This is a genomic window from Pseudomonas sp. FJ2-5-13, from assembly GCF_029201605.1.
GTDB lineage: Bacteria > Pseudomonadota > Gammaproteobacteria > Pseudomonadales > Pseudomonadaceae > Aquipseudomonas > Aquipseudomonas lactis.
On record NZ_CP104045.1, the window covers coordinates 1,681,572 to 1,699,942 of the forward strand.

Annotated in this window: 19 protein-coding genes; 11 read left to right on the plus strand and 8 right to left on the minus strand. The window is 61.5% G+C overall.

Translation table 11 applies throughout. The features are described from left to right. Nucleotides 1–41: 41 nt before the first annotated feature. On the plus strand, nt 42–914 hold the full coding sequence (locus N2A98_RS07550) for a LysR substrate-binding domain-containing protein (protein WP_078802707.1): 873 nt from the start codon (nt 42–44) through the stop codon (nt 912–914). 487 nt (nt 915–1,401) lie between these two features. On the opposite strand, the gene N2A98_RS07555 is transcribed toward N2A98_RS07550, so the two are convergent. Together N2A98_RS07555 and N2A98_RS07560 are read right to left on the minus strand one after the other, a co-directional pair. Then, nucleotides 1,402–2,016, minus strand: coding sequence for an NAD(P)-dependent oxidoreductase (locus tag N2A98_RS07555; protein ID WP_275623212.1), 615 nt, complete (start codon nt 2,014–2,016; stop codon nt 1,402–1,404). Nucleotides 2,017–2,050: 34 nt separating this feature from the next. Further along, nucleotides 2,051–2,917, minus strand: a complete 867-nt coding sequence (locus tag N2A98_RS07560; RefSeq protein ID WP_044273487.1) for an MBL fold metallo-hydrolase — start codon at nt 2,915–2,917, stop codon at nt 2,051–2,053. A gap of 106 nt (nt 2,918–3,023) precedes the next feature. Between N2A98_RS07560 and N2A98_RS07565 the strand changes: the two genes are divergently transcribed. Both N2A98_RS07565 and N2A98_RS07570 read left to right on the plus strand, forming a co-directional pair. After that, nucleotides 3,024–3,929, plus strand: a complete 906-nt coding sequence (locus N2A98_RS07565) for a LysR family transcriptional regulator (protein ID WP_044273488.1) — start codon at nt 3,024–3,026, stop codon at nt 3,927–3,929. Between the two features lie 91 nt (nt 3,930–4,020). Beyond that, nucleotides 4,021–4,200, plus strand: a complete 180-nt coding sequence (locus N2A98_RS07570; protein ID WP_003189580.1) for a hypothetical protein — start codon at nt 4,021–4,023, stop codon at nt 4,198–4,200. On the opposite strand, the gene N2A98_RS07575 is transcribed toward N2A98_RS07570, so the two are convergent. Further along, entirely contained in the window at nt 4,193–5,068 is an 876-nt protein-coding gene (locus N2A98_RS07575) for a helix-turn-helix domain-containing protein (RefSeq protein ID WP_044273489.1), read from the minus strand. The two genes, N2A98_RS07570 and N2A98_RS07575, sit on opposite strands and share 8 nt — an antisense overlap. A 180-nt stretch (nt 5,069–5,248) precedes the next feature. Here N2A98_RS07575 and pobA point away from each other — a divergent pair, with 180 nt between their 5' ends. Continuing rightward, entirely contained in the window at nt 5,249–6,442 is a 1,194-nt protein-coding gene (pobA, locus tag N2A98_RS07580) for a 4-hydroxybenzoate 3-monooxygenase (protein ID WP_275623213.1), read from the plus strand. 66 nt (nt 6,443–6,508) lie between these two features. Further along, nucleotides 6,509–8,026 carry an MDR family MFS transporter gene (locus N2A98_RS07585; RefSeq protein WP_275623214.1) on the plus strand — a complete coding sequence of 506 codons (1,518 nt, stop codon included), beginning with the start codon at nt 6,509–6,511 and terminating at the stop codon, nt 8,024–8,026. A gap of 56 nt (nt 8,027–8,082) precedes the next feature. On the opposite strand, the gene N2A98_RS07590 is transcribed toward N2A98_RS07585, so the two are convergent. The 3 genes from N2A98_RS07590 to N2A98_RS07600 are packed head-to-tail and all read right to left on the minus strand — an operon-like array spanning nt 8,083 to nt 10,118. Next, nucleotides 8,083–8,922 (minus strand): cache domain-containing protein, encoded by an 840-nt coding sequence (locus N2A98_RS07590; protein ID WP_275623215.1) that lies wholly within the window; start codon nt 8,920–8,922, stop codon nt 8,083–8,085. Nucleotides 8,923–8,977: 55 nt separating this feature from the next. Beyond that, nucleotides 8,978–9,448 (minus strand): cyanase, encoded by a 471-nt coding sequence (cynS, locus tag N2A98_RS07595; RefSeq protein ID WP_044273493.1) that lies wholly within the window; start codon nt 9,446–9,448, stop codon nt 8,978–8,980. Nucleotides 9,449–9,476: 28 nt separating this feature from the next. After that, the gene (locus tag N2A98_RS07600) at nt 9,477–10,118 is read right to left on the minus strand and encodes a carbonic anhydrase (RefSeq protein WP_275623216.1); all 642 of its coding nucleotides are present in this window, start codon (nt 10,116–10,118) and stop codon (nt 9,477–9,479) included. Nucleotides 10,119–10,230: 112 nt separating this feature from the next. Here N2A98_RS07600 and cynR point away from each other — a divergent pair, with 112 nt between their 5' ends. Next, entirely contained in the window at nt 10,231–11,082 is an 852-nt protein-coding gene (gene cynR / locus N2A98_RS07605) for a transcriptional regulator CynR (protein WP_275623217.1), read from the plus strand. Between the two features lie 571 nt (nt 11,083–11,653). Here cynR and N2A98_RS07610 read toward each other — a convergent pair. After that, nucleotides 11,654–12,427, minus strand: a complete 774-nt coding sequence (locus N2A98_RS07610) for a transporter substrate-binding domain-containing protein (RefSeq protein WP_275623218.1) — start codon at nt 12,425–12,427, stop codon at nt 11,654–11,656. A 448-nt stretch (nt 12,428–12,875) separates the two neighbouring features. On the opposite strand from N2A98_RS07610, the gene N2A98_RS07620 reads away from it, so the two are divergent. The 5 genes from N2A98_RS07620 to N2A98_RS07640 all read left to right on the plus strand — a co-directional run bounded on the left by N2A98_RS07620 (nt 12,876) and on the right by N2A98_RS07640 (nt 17,533). Next, the gene (locus N2A98_RS07620; protein WP_047710317.1) at nt 12,876–14,246 is read left to right on the plus strand and encodes a glutamine synthetase family protein; all 1,371 of its coding nucleotides are present in this window, start codon (nt 12,876–12,878) and stop codon (nt 14,244–14,246) included. 101 nt (nt 14,247–14,347) lie between these two features. Continuing rightward, nucleotides 14,348–14,947 (plus strand): class I SAM-dependent methyltransferase, encoded by a 600-nt coding sequence (locus N2A98_RS07625; protein ID WP_003189592.1) that lies wholly within the window; start codon nt 14,348–14,350, stop codon nt 14,945–14,947. Nucleotides 14,948–15,069: 122 nt separating this feature from the next. Continuing rightward, entirely contained in the window at nt 15,070–16,203 is a 1,134-nt protein-coding gene (rnd, locus tag N2A98_RS07630; protein WP_078466639.1) for a ribonuclease D, read from the plus strand. Beyond that, a complete protein-coding gene (locus tag N2A98_RS07635; RefSeq protein ID WP_014717482.1) occupies nt 16,200–16,493 on the plus strand; it encodes a YcgL domain-containing protein in 294 nt (97 codons plus the stop codon). Before rnd ends, N2A98_RS07635 begins: the two co-directional genes overlap by 4 nt. Nucleotides 16,494–16,600: 107 nt before the next feature. Continuing rightward, a complete protein-coding gene (locus tag N2A98_RS07640; protein ID WP_078802714.1) occupies nt 16,601–17,533 on the plus strand; it encodes a D-2-hydroxyacid dehydrogenase in 933 nt (310 codons plus the stop codon). Nucleotides 17,534–17,656: 123 nt separating this feature from the next. Here the strand turns inward: N2A98_RS07640 and N2A98_RS07645 are convergent, their stop codons facing one another. After that, on the minus strand, nt 17,657–18,250 hold the full coding sequence (locus tag N2A98_RS07645; protein WP_003189601.1) for a nitroreductase family protein: 594 nt from the start codon (nt 18,248–18,250) through the stop codon (nt 17,657–17,659). Nucleotides 18,251–18,371: the final 121 nt, after the last annotated feature.

Consider the following 18,371-nt stretch of genomic DNA (forward strand, 5'->3'; position numbering starts at 1 on the left):
AAGTCATACTCGCCATGTCCTCCCGTCATGGCTGTGCCCCGATGAAACGCCTTCCACCGTTACCTGCGTTGCACACCTTCTGGGTCACGGCTCAGTGCTGCAACTTCACCCATGCCGCGGAACACCTGCACATCACCCAGGGCGCGGTGAGCCGGCAGGTGGCTGGGCTGGAAAGCCAGTTGGGCTACGCGTTGTTCCAGCGCCAGGCGCGGGGCTTGAGCCTGACGCAGGAGGGGCGCGAATGGCTGGCATGCGCGCAACAGGTGTTCGGCTTGCTCGCTGACGCGGTGGAGCACATCGGTGACCGGCGCCGAACCTTGCAGCTCAAAGCGTCAACCTGCGTGATGCGCTGGCTGTTGCCGCGCTTGCTGCACTGGCAAAAAGAGCGCCCGGATGTGCCGGTGGAGCTCACCACGACGGTGGCCTATAACGTCGACTTTCGTCGTGAGCCTTTTGACGCGGCGGTGATCTACGGGCCCATCGCCGAGCAGCCGGCCGAGGCGCGGCATCTGTTCGACGAGCGCCTTACGCCGGTCTGCGTGCCTGGGTTGCTGGGCACTTTGCGTACGCCGCAGGATTTGCAGCATCAGGTGTTGTTGCACCCGACCCGAGACGAGCGCGATTGGACGTTGTGGCTCAAGGCTGCCAATGCCTGCTTGAGCGATCCCATCCAACGGCATCACTTCGAAACGTTGGACTTGGCAATGACTGTGGCGTCCCAGGGCACTGGGGTGGCGATGGGCGACAGTGCGCTGATTGGCGAGGATCTGAAGGCGGGGCGGTTGGCTATGCCGTTTGAGCTTCGGGTGTCGACGGGGATGGGCTATTACCTGGTGTATCCGCCGGGGAAGGAACCGTCGGTTGGGTTGGTCGAGCTGATGGATTGGTTGGTCAGTGAGGCCAGTGTGGGATGACAGCCAGCGCCTATCTACCTGACTCGCCGCGATCCACATGTGGGGGCTGGCTTGCCTGCGATGACGGCCTGAAAGCCAACATCTATCCACCTGGCGCCCCACGATCCAACTGTGGGAGCGGGCTTGCTCGCGAAGGCGGCCTGGCAGTCAACACAGTTGGACGGGGTACATATCCGTTATTTAGGTAACGGCCACTTAGGGTTCCGCCCTGACGGCGGCTCACTTTCGAAAAGCGCGAAAGTAAGCAAAGCGCTCTTGCCCCACCACTCGGCACCTCGCTTAGGCTCGGTGTGCCCGGAATTCGCCAGTGATTTGGGGGGCCGCCGCCACGCGCCATCCATGGCGCGGGGCGGCTAAACCGGCATCCCTGCCGGTTTACCCCCCAAATCCCTGTCGAATTCCGGCCAGCGTGGTTTGACGGGGCGCTTAAGATCAAGATCAAAAGCAGATCAAGAGCGGCTCGCTTCGCATCGTGGTTAGCGTTGGGTCAGTAGCCGACGGTGAAGCGCTGGCGCGAGTGCTTCGGGTTTTCCACTTCATCCAGCATGGCGATGGCAAAGTCGGCAAAACTGATCGAGCTAGTGCCGTCACTGCTCACCAGCAGATCGTCCTTGCCCAGGCGGAATTTGCCGGTGCGCTGGGTGCCGTCGAACAGGGCCGAGGGCGACAGGAAGGTCCAGTCCAATTCTTTTTCGTGGCGCAGCGTTTCCAGGAAGTCAGCCCCGGCACTGGCTTCAGCTTTATATTCAGCCGGGAAGCCTTCGCTGTCGATCACGCGCCCGCCACCGGGTAACAGCAGCGAACCTGCGCCGCCGACCACCAACAAACGTTTCACACCAGCCTTTTTCACCGGGCCGATCACGGCGCTGGCGGGGAGGGTGGAGAAGTGCGCGGCGCTGATCACCACGTCGCTGCCGCTGATGGCCTGTTGCAAGGCCTCGGCATCCAGGGCATCGGCCTGTTTGACCGTAACGCCAGGGCGCACAGCCAGCTTGTCGGTATTGCGGGCGATGGCGGTCACGGTATGCCCGCGACGCAGCGCTTCTTCCAGCAGTTGGCTACCGGCGCGGCCGGTGGCACCGATGATTGCGATCTTGCTCATGATGTTCTCCAACAGGGTTAGGGTTTAAAACCAATCACCACTTCATTTCGCCCTTGGCGACTTTGGCGCTCAGTTCCAGCGAGCTTTCGTCGGCGAGGGTGGGGTAACGTTTTTTCATGGCCGCAATCAGGGCGGCGGAATCCTTGGCCTTGGCGGTTTCGAGGTCGAAGGCCTTGATGTAATCGGCGGTGAAGGTGACCGAGGCCAGCGACGGCTTGCCCAGGTAATGGCCCGGCACCACGGTGTTCGGCTTCAGGTCTTCAATGCGCTTGAGCGTAGCCAACCAGTCTTTATGGGATTGCGCGCTCTGGGTATCGGCCATCCACACGTGGATATTTTCAGCGACGACCACACCACCGACCACGGCCTTGATCGACGGGATCCACACAAAGCTGCGATCCGGTTGCGGGCCGTCAAGGCCCACCACTTCAAGCTGTTGCCCTTCCAGGGTCAGGCTGTGGCCTTTAAGCACTTGCGGCACAAGGGTCTTGGCCGGTTTGTCGGCGCCCATTTTCGGGCCCCAGAAGGCCAGCTTGTCGGCGACGGTGGCGTTGATATGGTCCACCACTGGCTGTGGCGCCAGCACCTTGGCATCGGGGAAAGCGGCGGTCAGGGTGTCGAGGCCGAAATAGTAGTCCGGGTCGCCATGGCTGATGTAGATGGTGGTCAGGTGCTTGCCGCTGGCACGGATCTTCTGTACCAGCTGCTCGGCTTGGCCTTTGCCGAATTGCGCATCCACCAGGATCGCGTCTTTCTCGCCGCTCACCAGCACCGAGCTGACCGGGAAGATCGCGGCTTCGCCTGGGTTGTACACGTCCAGTTTCAGCTCTGCCGCCGCTGCGTGGGCAGCGAAGGCGAGGGCGGCGGTGGCCAGGGTCAAACGTTTGAAGGTCGAGAACATCGGGGCAGCTCCTGCCATCGGTAAGGGGTGCACAGAGCTTAGTTGCATAAAACACGACAAAAAATGCGATGCTGGGACATAGTTTGTTTCTAAAAGCGGGCAAATCATGGATCGTCTTCAAGCAATGCGCGTGTTTGTCACCGTGGTGGACCTGGGCAGCCAATCCGCCGCTGCCGACCACCTGGACCTGTCGCGCCCGGTGGTCTCGCGCTACCTGGCCGAGCTGGAAGACTGGGTGGGCGCACGCCTGCTGCACCGCACCACGCGCAAGCTCAGCCTCACCGCAGCCGGGGGGGAAACGCTACCGCGTTGCCGGCAATTGTTGGATTTGTGCGGGGATATGCAGGCCGCCGTCAGCGAGCCCGATGACGCGCCCCGAGGCCTGTTGCGCCTGAGCGTCAGCACCTCGTTCGGCCAGGCGCAACTGGGCGCGGCGATTGCCGAGTACGTCAAGCGCTACCCGTTGGTGACGGTGGATTTGCAGATGCTCGATCGCACGGTGAACCTGGTGGACGAGCGCATTGACCTGGCGATCCGCACCAGCAACGACCTGGACCCCAACCTGATCGCCCGGCGCCTGACCGTATGCCGCTCGGTGGTGTGCGCCACACCGGCTTATCTGCGCGAGCATCCGGCGCCGCAGAAAGTCGAAGACCTGGCCCGGCACAACTGCCTGACCCACTCTTACTTCGGCAAGAGCCTGTGGCATTTCGAAGAAAATGGCGAACACGTGTCGGTGCCGGTCCACGGCAATATCACCGCCAACGAGGCCAGCACGTTAATGCGCGTGACGCTGGCCGGGGCAGGGGTGGCGATGCTGCCCAGTTATCAGGCCGGTGAACTGATTCGCAGTGGAGAATTGGTACGCTTGCTGCCGCACGCCGAGCCACGCCAGATGAATATCTATGCAGTGTACGCCTCACGCAAACACATGCCCTCGGCGCTGCGCAGCCTCCTGGATTTCCTGGTGCTGCGCTTCCCCGAGGAGCCTGTCTGGGACGTCGGGCTGTGAGCTGAAATAAGCGCGCTGAATGGCATCGCATCATGGCAAGTTGACCTATGCTTTAAACAGCACCCTGTAGATCCGTTCAGAGGTCTGTGCCATGAGCATCAAAACCAGAAAGTACCTGACAATTTTCACCCTCTGCGCATTGGCGACAGCGCTGTATGGGACTGCCGCCTATCGCGTCGAGCAAACACGCATGCAGCCGGCGGCGTTCGCCATCAGTTGTCATCAGGACCAATGCGTTCCGCGCACCGGCAGTTTCAGTGCACTCAGGTAGGCTGCTCGGCCTTCAGTTGTTCCCGAAACGCCTTGGGTGAAAAACCGACCCTGCGGCGAAACAGCCGTGAGAAGTTGGTCGGGTCGGAAAACCCCAGCACCTCGGACATCTCGTTGATGGTCATGCTGGTGTAGGTCAGTAGGCGCTTGGCTTCCAGCAACTGGCGGTCATGCATGATCTGCAACGCCGGCTGCCCACCCAACTCCCGACACGTCCCGTTCAAGTGTGAGACCGAGATACCCAGCTTGTGGGCCAGGTCTTCAATCTTGGGGTGTTCGCGGTAATGCTGTTCGACCAGTTGCGTAAACCGCCGAAAGTACTCACGCCCCCGCGGTGCGCGTGGATGGCGGCGTTGGATCGCCTGGCGGCTGACCCACACCAGCAACACGCTGACCAGGGCGTGCAGCATCATGTCCCGTGCCGGTTGGTCATCGGCGTATTCGTCCTGCAAACGCATGAACAGGCTGTTCAAGTAATCGCTGTCCTTGCCCGCCGGGTAACTGCCCAGGGTGTGCAGGCCATCGACGGTAGAGCCCAGTTGCGCCTGCAAGTGGCTGACCAGCGGCGCCGAAAGCGTCACCACGAACCCTTGCACATCCTCGGAAAAACGAAAGCCATGCACGCACAGCGGTGGCAGCACTTGCAGGCTCGACTCATTGAGCGTGGTGCGCTGGCCTTCGATTTCCAGTTGTGCCTGGCCTTTGTGCACATACAGCAACTGGCACAGGTCCGCGTGCCGGTGGGGCTGGATTTCCCACTGGTATTCCCGACTGCGCCGGGAAATGGTTTCGCAGTGCAACAAATCGGGAGTCGGCCACTGCTGGCTTTCCCCGTAAAGCTTGAAGACCGGAATCGCGGTTTTGGTCATGGTTTCAATCCGATACTCAGGATAATGGTTCGGTAATCGCCCCGATTGGCGAAAAGCACAGGTTTTGACGCAGTTTTCACCTTCTTATGCGGCTCGCTCAAGTGAAAAATGTCAGCCATAAGAGCAATGACAACTCTTTCACTCCATACGTTCGCGTGAAGCTTGAAGGCCATAAAAATAATGAAAACCCTTAAAACTCAAGTCGCCATTATTGGCGCCGGTCCTTCCGGATTGCTGCTCGGCCAGTTGTTGCACAACGCTGGCATCCAAACCCTTGTTCTAGAGCGCCAGAGCGCCGAGTACGTACAAGGCCGTATCCGCGCCGGTGTGTTGGAGCAGGGCATGGTCGACCTGCTGCGCGAAGCCGGGGTCAGCCAACGCATGGACGCCGAAGGTTTGGTGCACGACGGGTTTGACATTGCCCTCAATGGCCAACTTACCTCCATTGACCTCAAGGCCTTGACCGGCGGTCAGTCGGTGATGATCTACGGTCAGACCGAGGTCACCCGCGACCTGATGGCCGCCCGCGCAGCCGCCGGTGCTATCATCCTGTACGAAGCCTCCAATGTTCAGCCCCATGACCTGAAGAGTGAACAGCCGTGGCTGACCTTCGAGCATGAAGGCCAAGCCTATCGCCTGGAGTGCGACTACATTGCCGGCTGCGATGGCTTCCATGGTGTGGCCCGCCAGTCGATACCGGCGCAAGCGCTGAAGGTGTTCGAGCGGGTCTATCCCTTCGGCTGGCTGGGCGTGTTGGCTGACACGCCGCCGGTACACGCCGAATTGGTGTACGCCAAACATACGCGGGGTTTTGCGCTGTGCAGCATGCGGTCGCCGACCCGCAGCCGTTACTACCTGCAAGTGCCGGTCGAAGAGAGGCTGGAAGACTGGGCGGATGAACGTTTCTGGGATGAACTCAAAAGCCGCCTGCCCAACTCATTGGCCGAACAATTGGTGACCGGCCCCTCGATCGAAAAAAGCATCGCGCCGCTGCGCAGCTTTGTCGTGGAACCCATGCAGTACGGGCGACTGTTCCTGCTCGGCGATGCCGCGCACATTGTGCCGCCCACCGGCGCCAAGGGCTTGAACCTGGCGGCCAGTGATGTGAGCACCTTGTTCCGCATCTTGCTCAAGGTGTACCGCGAAGGGCGCCTGGACCTGCTGGAAAAGTACTCGGCAATCTGCCTGCGCCGGGTGTGGAAAGCCGAGCGGTTTTCCTGGTGGATGACCTCGATGCTGCATCAGTTTCCCCAGGCGGACGCCTTCAGCCAACGCATTGCTGAAAGCGAGCTGGACTATTTCATTCACTCCCAGGCCGGGCGCAAAACCATCGCAGAAAATTACGTCGGCCTTCCTTACGAGCCTATCGAATAGCCTGCTATCGTATCGAGCATTCCCACCGGTGACCGTTGCCTGTGGGCCCTGCTCGAAGGTTCTGCCGTGACACACCTCAATCAGCCCGCTCCAACCGTCCCCGCCGTGCGCAGTATCCTGGTTGCGCTGATGATGGCGATCTTCCTGGGTGCCTTGGACCAGACCATTGTTGCCGTGTCCATGCCGGCCATTTCCGCGCGGTTCCATGACGTCAACCTGCTGGCCTGGGTGATCTCCGGCTACATGGTGGCGATGACCGTGGCGGTACCGATCTACGGCAAACTGGGTGATTTGTATGGGCGCCGGCCCATGATGCTGATCGGCATGGGCGTGTTCACCCTGGCGTCGCTGTTCTGTGGCCTGGCGCAAAGCATGGAGCAACTGGTGCTGGCGCGGGTGCTGCAGGGCATCGGCGCGGGTGGGATGGTCTCGGTGAGCCAGGCGATCATTGGCGACATCATTGCTCCCCGCGAGCGTGGGCGTTATCAGGGCTATTTCAGCAGCATGTACGCGGTAGCCAGCGTGGCCGGGCCGGTGTTGGGCGGCTATATGACCGAGTACCTGTCGTGGCGCTGGGTGTTTTTGATCAACCTGCCACTGGGCGCCGGCGCCTGGTACGTCGCCCATCGCACCCTGGTGGGGCTGCCGGTACCGCAGCGCAAGCCCATCATCGATTACCTCGGCACGGTGCTGATGATCATCGGCCTGACTGCCTTGTTGCTGGGCATCACCGAAATCGGCCAGGGCCATTCGTGGCATGACGATCAAGTGCTGGGGTTGCTGGCCTGCGCCCTGTTGGCCTTGAGCGCGTTTGTGTGGCACGAACGCCGGGCGCAAGAGCCGCTGCTGCCCATGCACTTGTTTGCCAACCGCAGCGCGGTGTTGTGCTGGTGCACGATTTTTGTCACCAGTTTCCAGGCGATTTCCCTGACCGTGCTGATGCCCCTGCGTTACCAGAGCGTGACCGGCGCCGGTGCCGACAGCGCGGCCTTGCACTTGCTGCCCTTGGCGATGGGCTTGCCGATGGGCGCGTATTTCGCCGGGCGCATGACCTCGGTGACCGGCCGCTACAAACCGATGATCCTCAGCGGCGCGTTGTTGAGCCCACTGGCGATTCTCGGCATGGCCTACAGCGCGCCCCAGGCGGTGGTGCTCACCAGCGTATTCATGTTGTTGTGCGGTATCGCCGCCGGCATGCAGTTCCCGACCTCGTTGGTGGGTACGCAGAACTCGGTGGAACAGCGGGACATCGGCGTCGCTACCAGCACCACCAACCTGTTCCGCTCCCTGGGCGGGGCAGTGGGGGTGGCCTGCATGTCGGCGTTGCTGCTGGCGCTGTTGCACGATTCCAGCTTCGCCCATCTGGCAAACGGCGCACTGATGGCCGAAGGCAGTTCCGGCAACGTACTGCTCGACGGCCTCAACGCCGCACCTGGCCCGGCGCAGGATGCGTTGCGCGGCGAGTTGGCGGTGACGTTCCGGCATTTGTTGATGGTGAGTGCGGCAGTGTCGCTGCTGGGGTTGGCGGCTGCGATCGCGATGCCCAACCGAGTACTGCGTGGCCGTGAAGACAAAGTTAGATAAGCGGACGCGGAGCGTCCCACGCGGCGTTCCCACGCAGAGCGTGGGAACGATCAGGATCAGGGGCTGTAATACCCCACCGCTACCATGAAATGCCCGCTCTTGCGCACATACGCATGCTTGTTCTCGACCTTGCCCGTCACCGGGTTTTTCCAGCGGTATTTGTATTCGCCCTGGTCCTGTTCGGCCATCATCTTGAGGATCGGCACACCCACCGGTTTGCCATCCGGGTCATTGATCTTGGCGAAATCGGTGTTGATCAGGCGCAGGTTGGTGCCGTGGGCGACGTAGCGCCGGGTGTTCAGGTCCACCACGAATACGTAGAGATCATCTTGCAGGAAGCCGCCCTGCAAAGAGTTGATCGCCTTGAGCGTGCCGGTTTCATCCTTTACCAACGCCTCCACCGCCTTGTTGCGCAGCGCCCGTGCCTGTTCCGGCGTGGCGCGCGGCAAGTAATAACCGACCGCCAGGATGCGTTCGCCCACCCGCTGATAAAACACATGCTTGTGTTCGACCTTGCCGTCATTCCAGTTCTGCCAGCGATAGTCAGCCTGCTGGATACCCTGGCCTTCGGGCACGCTAAGGGCTTGTTTGAACGAGGCTTGCAGGTCGGGCCCGAGCACCTCGGACACGTCGCGACCGATCAGCGCGGAGGAGGGCCCGCCACTGGCCAGCAGCACGCCTTTTGTATCGACCACAAACACATAGCGGTCCTGGTCGATGAACTCGCCCTGACGGCTGAAGGCGGCGAAGGCCTTGTCACCTTGCTTGTGGTAGTACGCCAAGGCCTTTTCCAGCAGAGCCTTGGCGGCTTGGGCATCCGCTTCCTGTGCCGTTGCGGCATGCACCTGGCTGCAACACAACAGCAGCAGCCAGGTGAATCGGAGCAGTCTCTTCATTGACCCGTCCCTCGTTCTTGTTGGTGTGCCAAGAGCGTAGACGGTTGGCGGCAAATCAGAAGGGTTTAGTTGGCAGGTATTTACCGTCCAGGGTGATGACCGCACGGGAGCCGCCGTCCGGGTCTTCGACTTTCTTGAGATCGAGCTTGAAGTTGATGGCGCTGATGATGCCGTCGCCAAACTGCTCATGCACCAGGGCCTTGAGGGTGGAGCCATAGACCTGCAGCATTTCGTAGAAACGGTACATGGTCGGGTCGGTCGGCACACCGCTTGGGAAACTGCCGCGCAGGGGCACGCTTTGCAGCAGGCGGCTGGCGTCCTCGTCGAGGCCGAGCTTACCGCACACGATATCGGCCGCCTCCTTGGGCAGCGGGTGCTGGCCGAGCAGCGCGGCGGTGACGAACGCCAGGCTCAGCCCGGTGCCGTCGGTGAGGTCCTGCCACGACAGGTTTTTGCGTGCCTTGAGGTCGATAACGGTGTCGGCCAGGGCCAGGCGTGGGGTTTGGGCGAATTGGGATTGCAACATGGTGAACTCCTCTTGGGTTGAATAAGGATCAGGCGGCGTGGGCGCGGGTGCTGGGGTGGTCGAGCAGGGAGACGAAGCGCCCGGTGTGCCCGTCCAAAGCGTCAATGGCGCCGGTTTCGATGTCGTACACCCAGCCATGCAGGTTCATCCGGCCTTGTTCCAGCGCCAGGGCGACCGAAGGGTGGGTTTTGAGATTAGCCAGTTGGGCGACCACGTTTTCACGCACCAAGGCATCCAGGCGGGCAGCGTCTGAGGCATGCGTGCGGGCTGCATTGATCACCTTGGCCGACTCGGCATGGCGCAGCCAGTTGGCCACGGCGGGCAGGTGGTCCAGGCATTTGCAGGTGGAAATCGCAGTCATCGCGCCGCAGTCCGAGTGCCCGCAAATCACAATGTCGCTGACGCCCAGCACCGCCACGGCATATTCGACCGTGGCCGACACACCGCCTGGCTCCGGGCCGTAGGACGGCACTATGTTGCCGGCGTTACGGATGACGAACAGGTCACCGGGTTCCTGCTGGGTCAACAGCTCGGGGACTACGCGGCTGTCAGAGCAGGACACGAACAAGGTGCCGGGGTTTTGCGTGGTCGCCAGGTGTTTGAACAAGTCACTGCGAGGGGTAAAGGCTTCACGTTGGAATTTGCGAAAGCCGTCGATGAGATGCTGCATGGTGGTTCTCCTTGCGTCGCTGATGGGGCAAGGATGGAAGTTTTCGGCTATAGCGTCCAAGACCGGTTTATGATGCTGTCTATAAGCTATGCCTATAGTTGGAGCGCTGCCCATGCTGTTGCGTCATATCCGTTACTTGCTGGCCGTTGCCGAGCATCGCAACTTCACGCGGGCTGCCGAGGCGCTGCACGTGTCGCAACCGACCTTGTCGCAGCAGATCAAGCAACTGGAAGAAAACCTGGGCGCGCCACTGCTGGACCGCACCGGGCGCCGCATCAGCCTGACCGACGCGGGGCAGGCGTACGTACGCTATGCGCGCTTGGCCTTGCAGGATCTGCAGGCCGGCACCCGTGCGATACACGACGTGCAGGACCTGCGCCGAGGGCACTTGCGCCTGGCCATGACGCCAACCTTTACCGCCTACCTGATCGGTCCTCTGCTGGCACGGTTCTATGCGTTGTACCCCGGCATCACCCTGAGCATCGAGGAACTGACCCAAGACCGTATCGAAGCCGCGCTGGGGGAGGACCTGCTGGATATCGGCATCGGGTTTACTGGCGAGCATGGGGTGGAGATCGACTGTGAGGCGCTGTTTGTCGAAGAGCTGAGCCTGGTCGTCAGTGCCAGTCATCCCGAACGCACACAACCGGCCTGGCTCGAACAGCCTCTGGTGCTGCTGAACACTGGCTTTGCCACCCGCCGCTATATCGACGATTACTGCCACCGGCAAGGGGTTAAACCGCAGATTGCCATGGAGGCCAATTCCATCAGTGCGATTATCGAGATCGTACGCAGCACGCCCCTGGCAACTGTCCTGCCCCGGGCATTGGCCGAGGCTCAGGCGGGCCTGCGTGCCGTGGCGATCGAGCTTGCGTTGCCGCAGCGCACTGCGGCCTTGTTGAGCCGCAAGGGGGGGTATCGCAGTGCTGCGTGTGCGGCGTTTGTGGCGTTGATCAAGGAGTAGGGCCCGCCAGCCAACGCATCTCTATCTGACACCCCGCGATCCAAATGTGGGAGCTGGCTTGCCTGCGATGACGGCCTCCCAGCCGACATCTATCCACCTGACACCCCACAATCCAACTGTGTGGGGGGCTTGCTCGCGAAGACGGCCTAACAGTCAACACAGTTGGACCGGGTACATATCCGTTATTTAGGTAACGGCCACTTAGGGTTCCGCCCTGACGGCGGCTCACTTTCGAAAAGCGCGAAAGTAAGCAAAGCGCTCTTGCCCCACCACTCGGCACCTCGCTTAGGCTCGGTGTGCCCGTAATCCGCCAGTGATTTGGGGGGCCGCCGCCACGCGCCATCCATGGCGCGGGGCGGCTAAACCGGCATCCCTGCCGGTTTACCCCCCAAATCCCTGGCGAATTCCGGCCAGCGTGGTTTAACGGGGCGCCTAAGATCAAAAGCAGATCAAGATCAAGAGCGGCTCGCTTCGCATCGTGGTTACCTTGGGCTGCAGCAGCTTTTTGTGTAGGTACTTATGGCCAAATCGCAGGCAAGCCAGCTCCCACATTTGGATCGTGGGGCCACATTTATGGCGCAGCCAACCACTGCCCCACAATCCCCGCATACGCCCCCGTCGCCACATTCAAATGCAACCACTGATCCACATAACTCTTCCAGGCCACATCATCGCGCGGCAGCAGAAAGGCTTTTTCACTGTACTGCATGGGTTGCTCCGGGTTGACCGCACACAACCCAGGCTTGAGCTTCTGTTGATAGCGCGCCTCGCTGGCGTCGGTAATCATCACATCGGCCTTGCCCGTCAGCAGTTCATCAAAAATCGTTACGTTGTCATGCAGGCGAATTTGCGTTTGGCCCAGGTGTGCACGGGCAAACACTTCGTTGGTGCCGCCCGCCGGTTCGATTACTCGCACCTGGGGCTGGTTGATCTGTTCCACTGTCTGGTAGCGCTGCACGTCGGCGCAGCGTACCAGTGGGATCTTGCCATCGACCCCAAGCGACTGGCTGAAGAAGGCTTTTTTCTGACGTTCCAACGACACGGAAATACCGCCCACGTCGATGTCGCAGCGTTGGGCCAGAAAGTCTGGCATCAGGGTTTTCCAGGTGGTGGGCACCCAGTTGATTTTGGCGTTGAGGCTCTTGGCCAGGGACTCGGCCATGGCAATGTCGATGCCTTCATAGCTGCCGTCGCTGCGCAGTGAGGTGTAAGGCTTGTAGTCGCCGGTGGTGCACACGGTGAGGGTGCCGCGTGCAATCACTTCGTCAAGGCGTGACGCGGCGGTGTCGGCCTGGGCGACATTGGCCAGGCTTGCCAGTACACAGAGGGCCAGAGGCGCTTTCATGGAGTCGAATCCTTAGGGCACGGTCGAAGCCGCCATAATGCCCGTTTTTTGTAGGAGCGAGCTTGCTCGCGAAAAACCTGAGTGCGCCGCTGTGAATCAGGCACCCCGCGTTATCGTTGACGATCTTCGCGAGCAAGCTCGCTCCTACAGGCAGAATGTTTAGCCAAACTGCAACCAAACTCCGTCAAGCCTGAATTGACCCGCGTATCCCACCGTGTGACGCTCCGGTATCTCTATCACTGTGACTTGCGCATGCACGTTCGCCCCGACAACCACACCGCGACATTGCCGTCTGCGCTTGCGTTCTGGGCCTTGTTCCATTGCCGACACGCGCGCCCGCCAGATACCTCTCTCCTACGTTGATCTACCCACATGGATGACGCGCACCTGTGCGCATCTGCCTGGCGGCGCCTGCGCGCTTGCCTGATACAAACGTATGAGAATTCCCATGAGTGTTTTTGCCAGCCTGCACGAAGCCCAGGCGTTTCTTGAACAGAACCCCGACATTGAGATGTTCGAGCTGTTTATCCTTGATAACAACGGCGTACCGCGCGGCAAGCTGCTGCACCGCGACGAACTGCTGGCGGTGTACGAAAGTGGCCGGCCATTGCCCAGCACCATCCTCGGCCTGACCATCAATGGCGATGACGTAGAAAACTCCGGGCTGGTCTGGGAGGTGGGGGATATCGACTGCCGCGCCTACCCGATCAGCGGCAGCTTGCAACGCATGCCGTGGCGCTTGATCCCCACCGCGGCGGTGCAAGTCAGCATGCACCCCACCGAAGGTCTGCCCGCCACCGTGGCCGACCCCAGGCACCTGCTGGCCAATGTTATCGAGGCGCTCAAGGCCGACGGTTATTACCCGGTAATGGCGGCCGAGCTGGAGTTCTACCTGCTCGACCAGAAGCCCGACAGCAACGGCCGCCCGCAACCGGCGCGGGATGTGGATGGCAATCGCCCGCGCTCGACGCAAGTCTACGGCCTGCGCGAGCTGGAGCAGATCGAGCCGTTTCTTGCTGACCTCTACAGCGCCTGCAAGCTGCAAGGGATTCCGGCGCGCACGGCCATCTCCGAGTACGCGCCGGGCCAAGTGGAAATCACCCTCGAACACCGCACCGATGCGCTGCAGGCGATGGACGAAGCCGTGCGCTACAAGCGCCTGGTCAAGGGCGTGGCGCACAAGCATGGAATGACCGCCTGTTTCATGGCCAAGCCGTTCGACGACCTGGCCGGCACCGGCATGCACATGCACGTCAGCCTGGCCGATGCCCAGGGCAATAACCTGTTTGCCAGTGAAGCGGCCGACGGTACGCCGCTGCTGCGCCAGGCCGTGGGCGGCATGCTCAGTACCTTGCTCGATTCACTGTTGATGTTCTGCCCCAACGCCAACTCTTATCGGCGCTTCCAAACCAACAGCTATGCGCCGCTCGCCGCCACCTGGGGTGTGGACAACCGCACCGTCAGCCTGCGCGTGCCCGGTGGCCCAGCTCAATCCCGGCATATCGAACACCGTATCTGCGGCGCCGACGCCAACCCCTACCTGGCGGCCGCCGCGATCCTGGCCGGCATTCATCGAGGCATCCGCGAACAGCTCGACCCCGGTGCCCCGGTGGAAGGCAACGGTTATGCCCAGGCCAACGAACTGCTGCCCACCGACTGGCTGACCACCTTGCGCGCGCTGGAAACGTCCCACTGGGCACCGGACGCGTTCGGGCGTGAATTCCTCGGCGTTTACCTGGCGGTCAAACGTGCCGAATACCGCCAGTTCATGGGCGAGGTGGGGGAGCAGGATTGGCGCTGGTATTTGCACCAGGCATGATCGATTTTAGCGGGGTGGGGCTTTCGACCTTTTTTTCACGTTGCGGCGGTTAAGCTGCGAATCAAGGTCGTTTACTACCGTTTCATTCACATGAGCCCGCGATGTCGCCACAACCTCCATCCTCCATCGAGACCGAATTCACCGAGCGCTATGACCGTGAGCATGCCAGGGGCTGTGGCGACCCGCGTCCGCCCAGGCTCTTGCAGCGCCTGTCGGCGTGGCGCGATGCGCGGCTGGTGCGCCAAGCCCTGAAGGTGGCGGGCGAGCCTGGGCTTATCCTCGACCTGGCGTGCGGTTCCGGGCGCTTCTGGCCGGTGCTGGCCGAACACGTCAACCGCGTGATCCTGGCCTCGGACAACTCCCAGGCGATGCTCGATCACGCGCGCACCCATCACCCGGGCGCGTTGCTCAAGCGTGTCAAAACATTCCAGGGCTCGGCGTTTTCCATTGGCCTTTCGGCAAATGCGGTGGACTGCATTTTCTGCCTGGATTTGTTTCGCCATGTGCCCGACAGCGATGCGCGACTCATGTTGTTGCATGAGTTTCACCGCGTCAGCCGCGACACCGTGATTGTGGCCGTGAACGTGGGCACGCCGGTAGAGAGCGAGTTTCGCCAAGCCGGCTTCAAAATCCTCAACTACCAAGAGTTCCTGCCGGGCTCGCGACTATGGTGCGTCTACGTTTTGCGTAAGAGAGGATAACGTCCCTTTGTCGGACTATTCTTCATCTCCTGTCGGAGTTTTCATGATGGCGTGTGCACTGCGGATGCTCGCAAGCCCCTTTCGCGATATATACTGCGCGCCATTCTTCAAGGGAGAGCCGTGTGGCCATCGATATTCACTGGATCTGCGACAACGATAGCCTCGGCCAGCATTGCGCCCAATGGCAGCAGTTGCCATTCGTCGCCCTCGACACCGAATTCATGCGGGTCGACACCTTTTACCCTATTGCCGGGCTGATCCAGATCGGTGATGGCGTGCGCGCTTACCTGATCGACCCCCTGACCATCGACAATTGGCAACCTTTGGCCGCCTTGCTGGAAAACCCAGCGGTGATCAAGGTGGTGCACGCCTGCAGCGAAGACCTGGAAGTGCTGTTGCGCCTGACCGGCAGCTTGCCGGTGCCGTTGTTCGACACCCAATTGGCGGCGGCGTACCTCAACCTCGGTTTCTCCATGGGCTACTCGCGCCTGGTGCAGGCGGTGTTGGATATCGAGCTGCCCAAGGGTGAAACCCGCTCCGACTGGCTGCAGCGGCCGTTGTCGGAGACGCAGGTCAGCTACGCCGCCGAAGACGCGGTGCACCTGGCCGAGGTTTACACCCGCCTGCGCCCGCAACTGTCGGACGACAAATACGCCTGGGTATTGGACGATGGCGCCGAACTGGTGGCCAACCTGCGCCGCGAGATCGACCCCTACGAGCTGTACCGCGACGCCAAGCTGGCGTGGAAATTGTCCCGTGCCCAACTGGCGGTGCTGCGTGAACTGTGCGCCTGGCGCGAGCAGCAGGCCCGTGCCCGCGACTTGCCGCGCAACCGCATCGTTCGCGAACACTCGTTGTGGCCCTTGGCCAAATCCCAGCCGGATAACCTCGCCGCTCTGGGCAAGATCGAAGACATGCACCCGCGCACCGTGCGCCAGGACGGCCAGTTCCTGCTGGACCTGATCAAGCGCGCCGGTAGCGTGCCCATGGACCAATGGCCGCCTGCCGTGGCTGAGCCTTTGCCCGTGGACGCCGCCGCGCTGATCAAGCAACTGCGGGCCCTGGGCCAAACCTTCGCCGAGCGCCTGGACATGGCGCCGGAACTGATGCTGCGCAAGAAAACCCTCGAAGCCCTGGTTAAAAGCGGCTACCCCGATGGGCCTTACCAATTGCCAGACTCGCTGCGTGGCTGGCGCCGCGAGTTGATGGGCCAGGCGTTGCTCGACAGCCTGGCCAATGCCGGAGAACAGCCTTGAAACGTATTTGCTCCATCTACCGCAGCAAGAAAAAAGACGGCATGTACCTCTACGTGCTCAAAAGCGATGCCCTGGAGCGCGTGCCCGAGCCGTTGATGGAAGCCTTCGGCAAGGCGCATCACGCCTTTGACATGGTGCTGACGCCGGAGCGCAAGCTGTCGCGCGAAGACATCACCGTGGTGCTGGAAAACCTCGACAAGCAGGGCTACCACCTGCAGATGCCACCGGCCGAGGACGAGTACATCGAGCACTTGCCCGAAGAGCTGCTGCGCCGCAACGACCCGATGTGATCGACCAGTGCCCGCCTCAGGGCACAGCTTCAATGGAATCGTATTAGAGGACGGTGGCCGTAAGGATGCGGGCGGCCGTCTGCACTGTTTTTTCAAAGGTTTGAACCATGCGTGTTCTGATTGCTGAACAGGATCATCCGCTCTACGCCCAATTGCTCAGGGATGCCGCCCCAGACCTTGAAGTGCTGACCAGCGGCGACTCGGCCGAACTTTCGCGCCTGGCCGCCGATTGCCCGGTGTGGCTGGGCCAGCCCGATCTGTTGGCGACCCTGCTGCGCCAGGGCCATCACCCGCAATGGCTGCAATCGACCTGGGCGGGCATCACGCCACTGTTGGCCGATGGCTTGCCCCGCGACTATCGTCTGACCCGCGCGGTAGGCATTTTTGGCCAGGTCATGGCCGAGTTTGTCCTCACCTACATGCTGGGCCACGAGCGCGAAGTGCTGGCGCGGTTGGTCAGCCAGGTGGAGCGCAAGTGGGATAACCGCATGGGCCAGAGCCTGGCGGGGCGCAAGGCGCTGATCGTTGGCACCGGTGACATTGGCCAGAGCGTGGCCGAGTTTTTGCTGCCGTTTGGCGTGCAACTGTATGGCATCGCCAGCCAGGCCCGCGAGCAGGCACCGTTTCTCGAAGTGGCCGGGCTGGACCAATTGGGCCGGCTGGTGGGGGAGGTGGATTACGTGATCAACCTGCTACCCAACACGCCTGATACCCATGATTTGTACGACGCGGCGCTGTTCAAGCAATTCAAGCCCACCGGGTTGTTTATCAACGTTGGGCGCGGCGTGGCGGTGGTGGACGCCGACCTGGTCGAGGCGCTCAAAGAAGGGCACCTGGCCGGCGCGGTGATTGACGTGTGCCGCCAGGAGCCTTTGCCGCAACGCCACCCGTTCTGGACGGCGTGGGGTTTGCTGTTGACCGGGCACAGCTCGGCCCCGACTTCGCCGCCGATGATGGTGGAGTTGTTTGTGCAGAACCTGCGGGCGTATCAGGCCAAGCAAGCGCTGCGCGGGGAAGTGGATTTCGAGCGCGGCTACTGACAAAACGCGGAAAAAATGTGGGAGCGGGCTTGCTCGCGAATGCGGTGTGGCAGCCACCAAATGTGTTGACTGATCCACCGCATTCGCGAGCAAGCCCGCTCCCACATTGAGTGTATGCAAGGCTTAGAGGCTGAAGTCCCCCTCGGACACCAGCTCGCTCAACGGCTTGCGCGGGCTCGGCATTTCGCGCCCTTGCAGGTACTCCGGCAAACTCGACTTGTCTCCCAACTTGCCCACCGCCACGGCTGCATGCAGCGCATAACCCTGGGGAATCTTCAGCTCCTTGCGGGTCAGTTCCTGGTCGAAACCGGCCATACCGTGGGTGTGCCAGCCACTGAGGCTGGCTTGTAGCGCCAGGTGGCCCCAGGCCGAGCCGGTGTCGAAGGTGTGCCACAGCGCCGGGGTTTCTTCGGTAGCACCCGGGGCGATGAAGTCGGTTTTCGACGCGATGATCACCAGGGCCGACGCATGCTGCGCCCAATTGCGGTTGAATTCATTCAGCAAGCCCAGAAAACGCTCCCAATCCGGCGTGTCACGGCGCGCGTACAGAAACCGCCACGGCTGCGAGTTGTAGGCCGAAGGCGCCCAGCGTGCGGCTTCGAAGAAACTCAGCAGCGTTTCCTGCGGGATGCTCTCGCCGGTAAAGGCGCGGGGCGACCAGCGTTCGGTGAACTGGGTGTGGATCGGATAATCGGCAACGCGGGGGTTATTGCTCATGGACAGATCCTGATGAAAAAACCGGGATTCAAAGCTACTGCGCCCACCCAGGCCTGACAAGCCTTGCAACACCGTCAGTCGTAAGCGCTTGGCCCCAACGGGCTTGGGCACTAGACTGGCG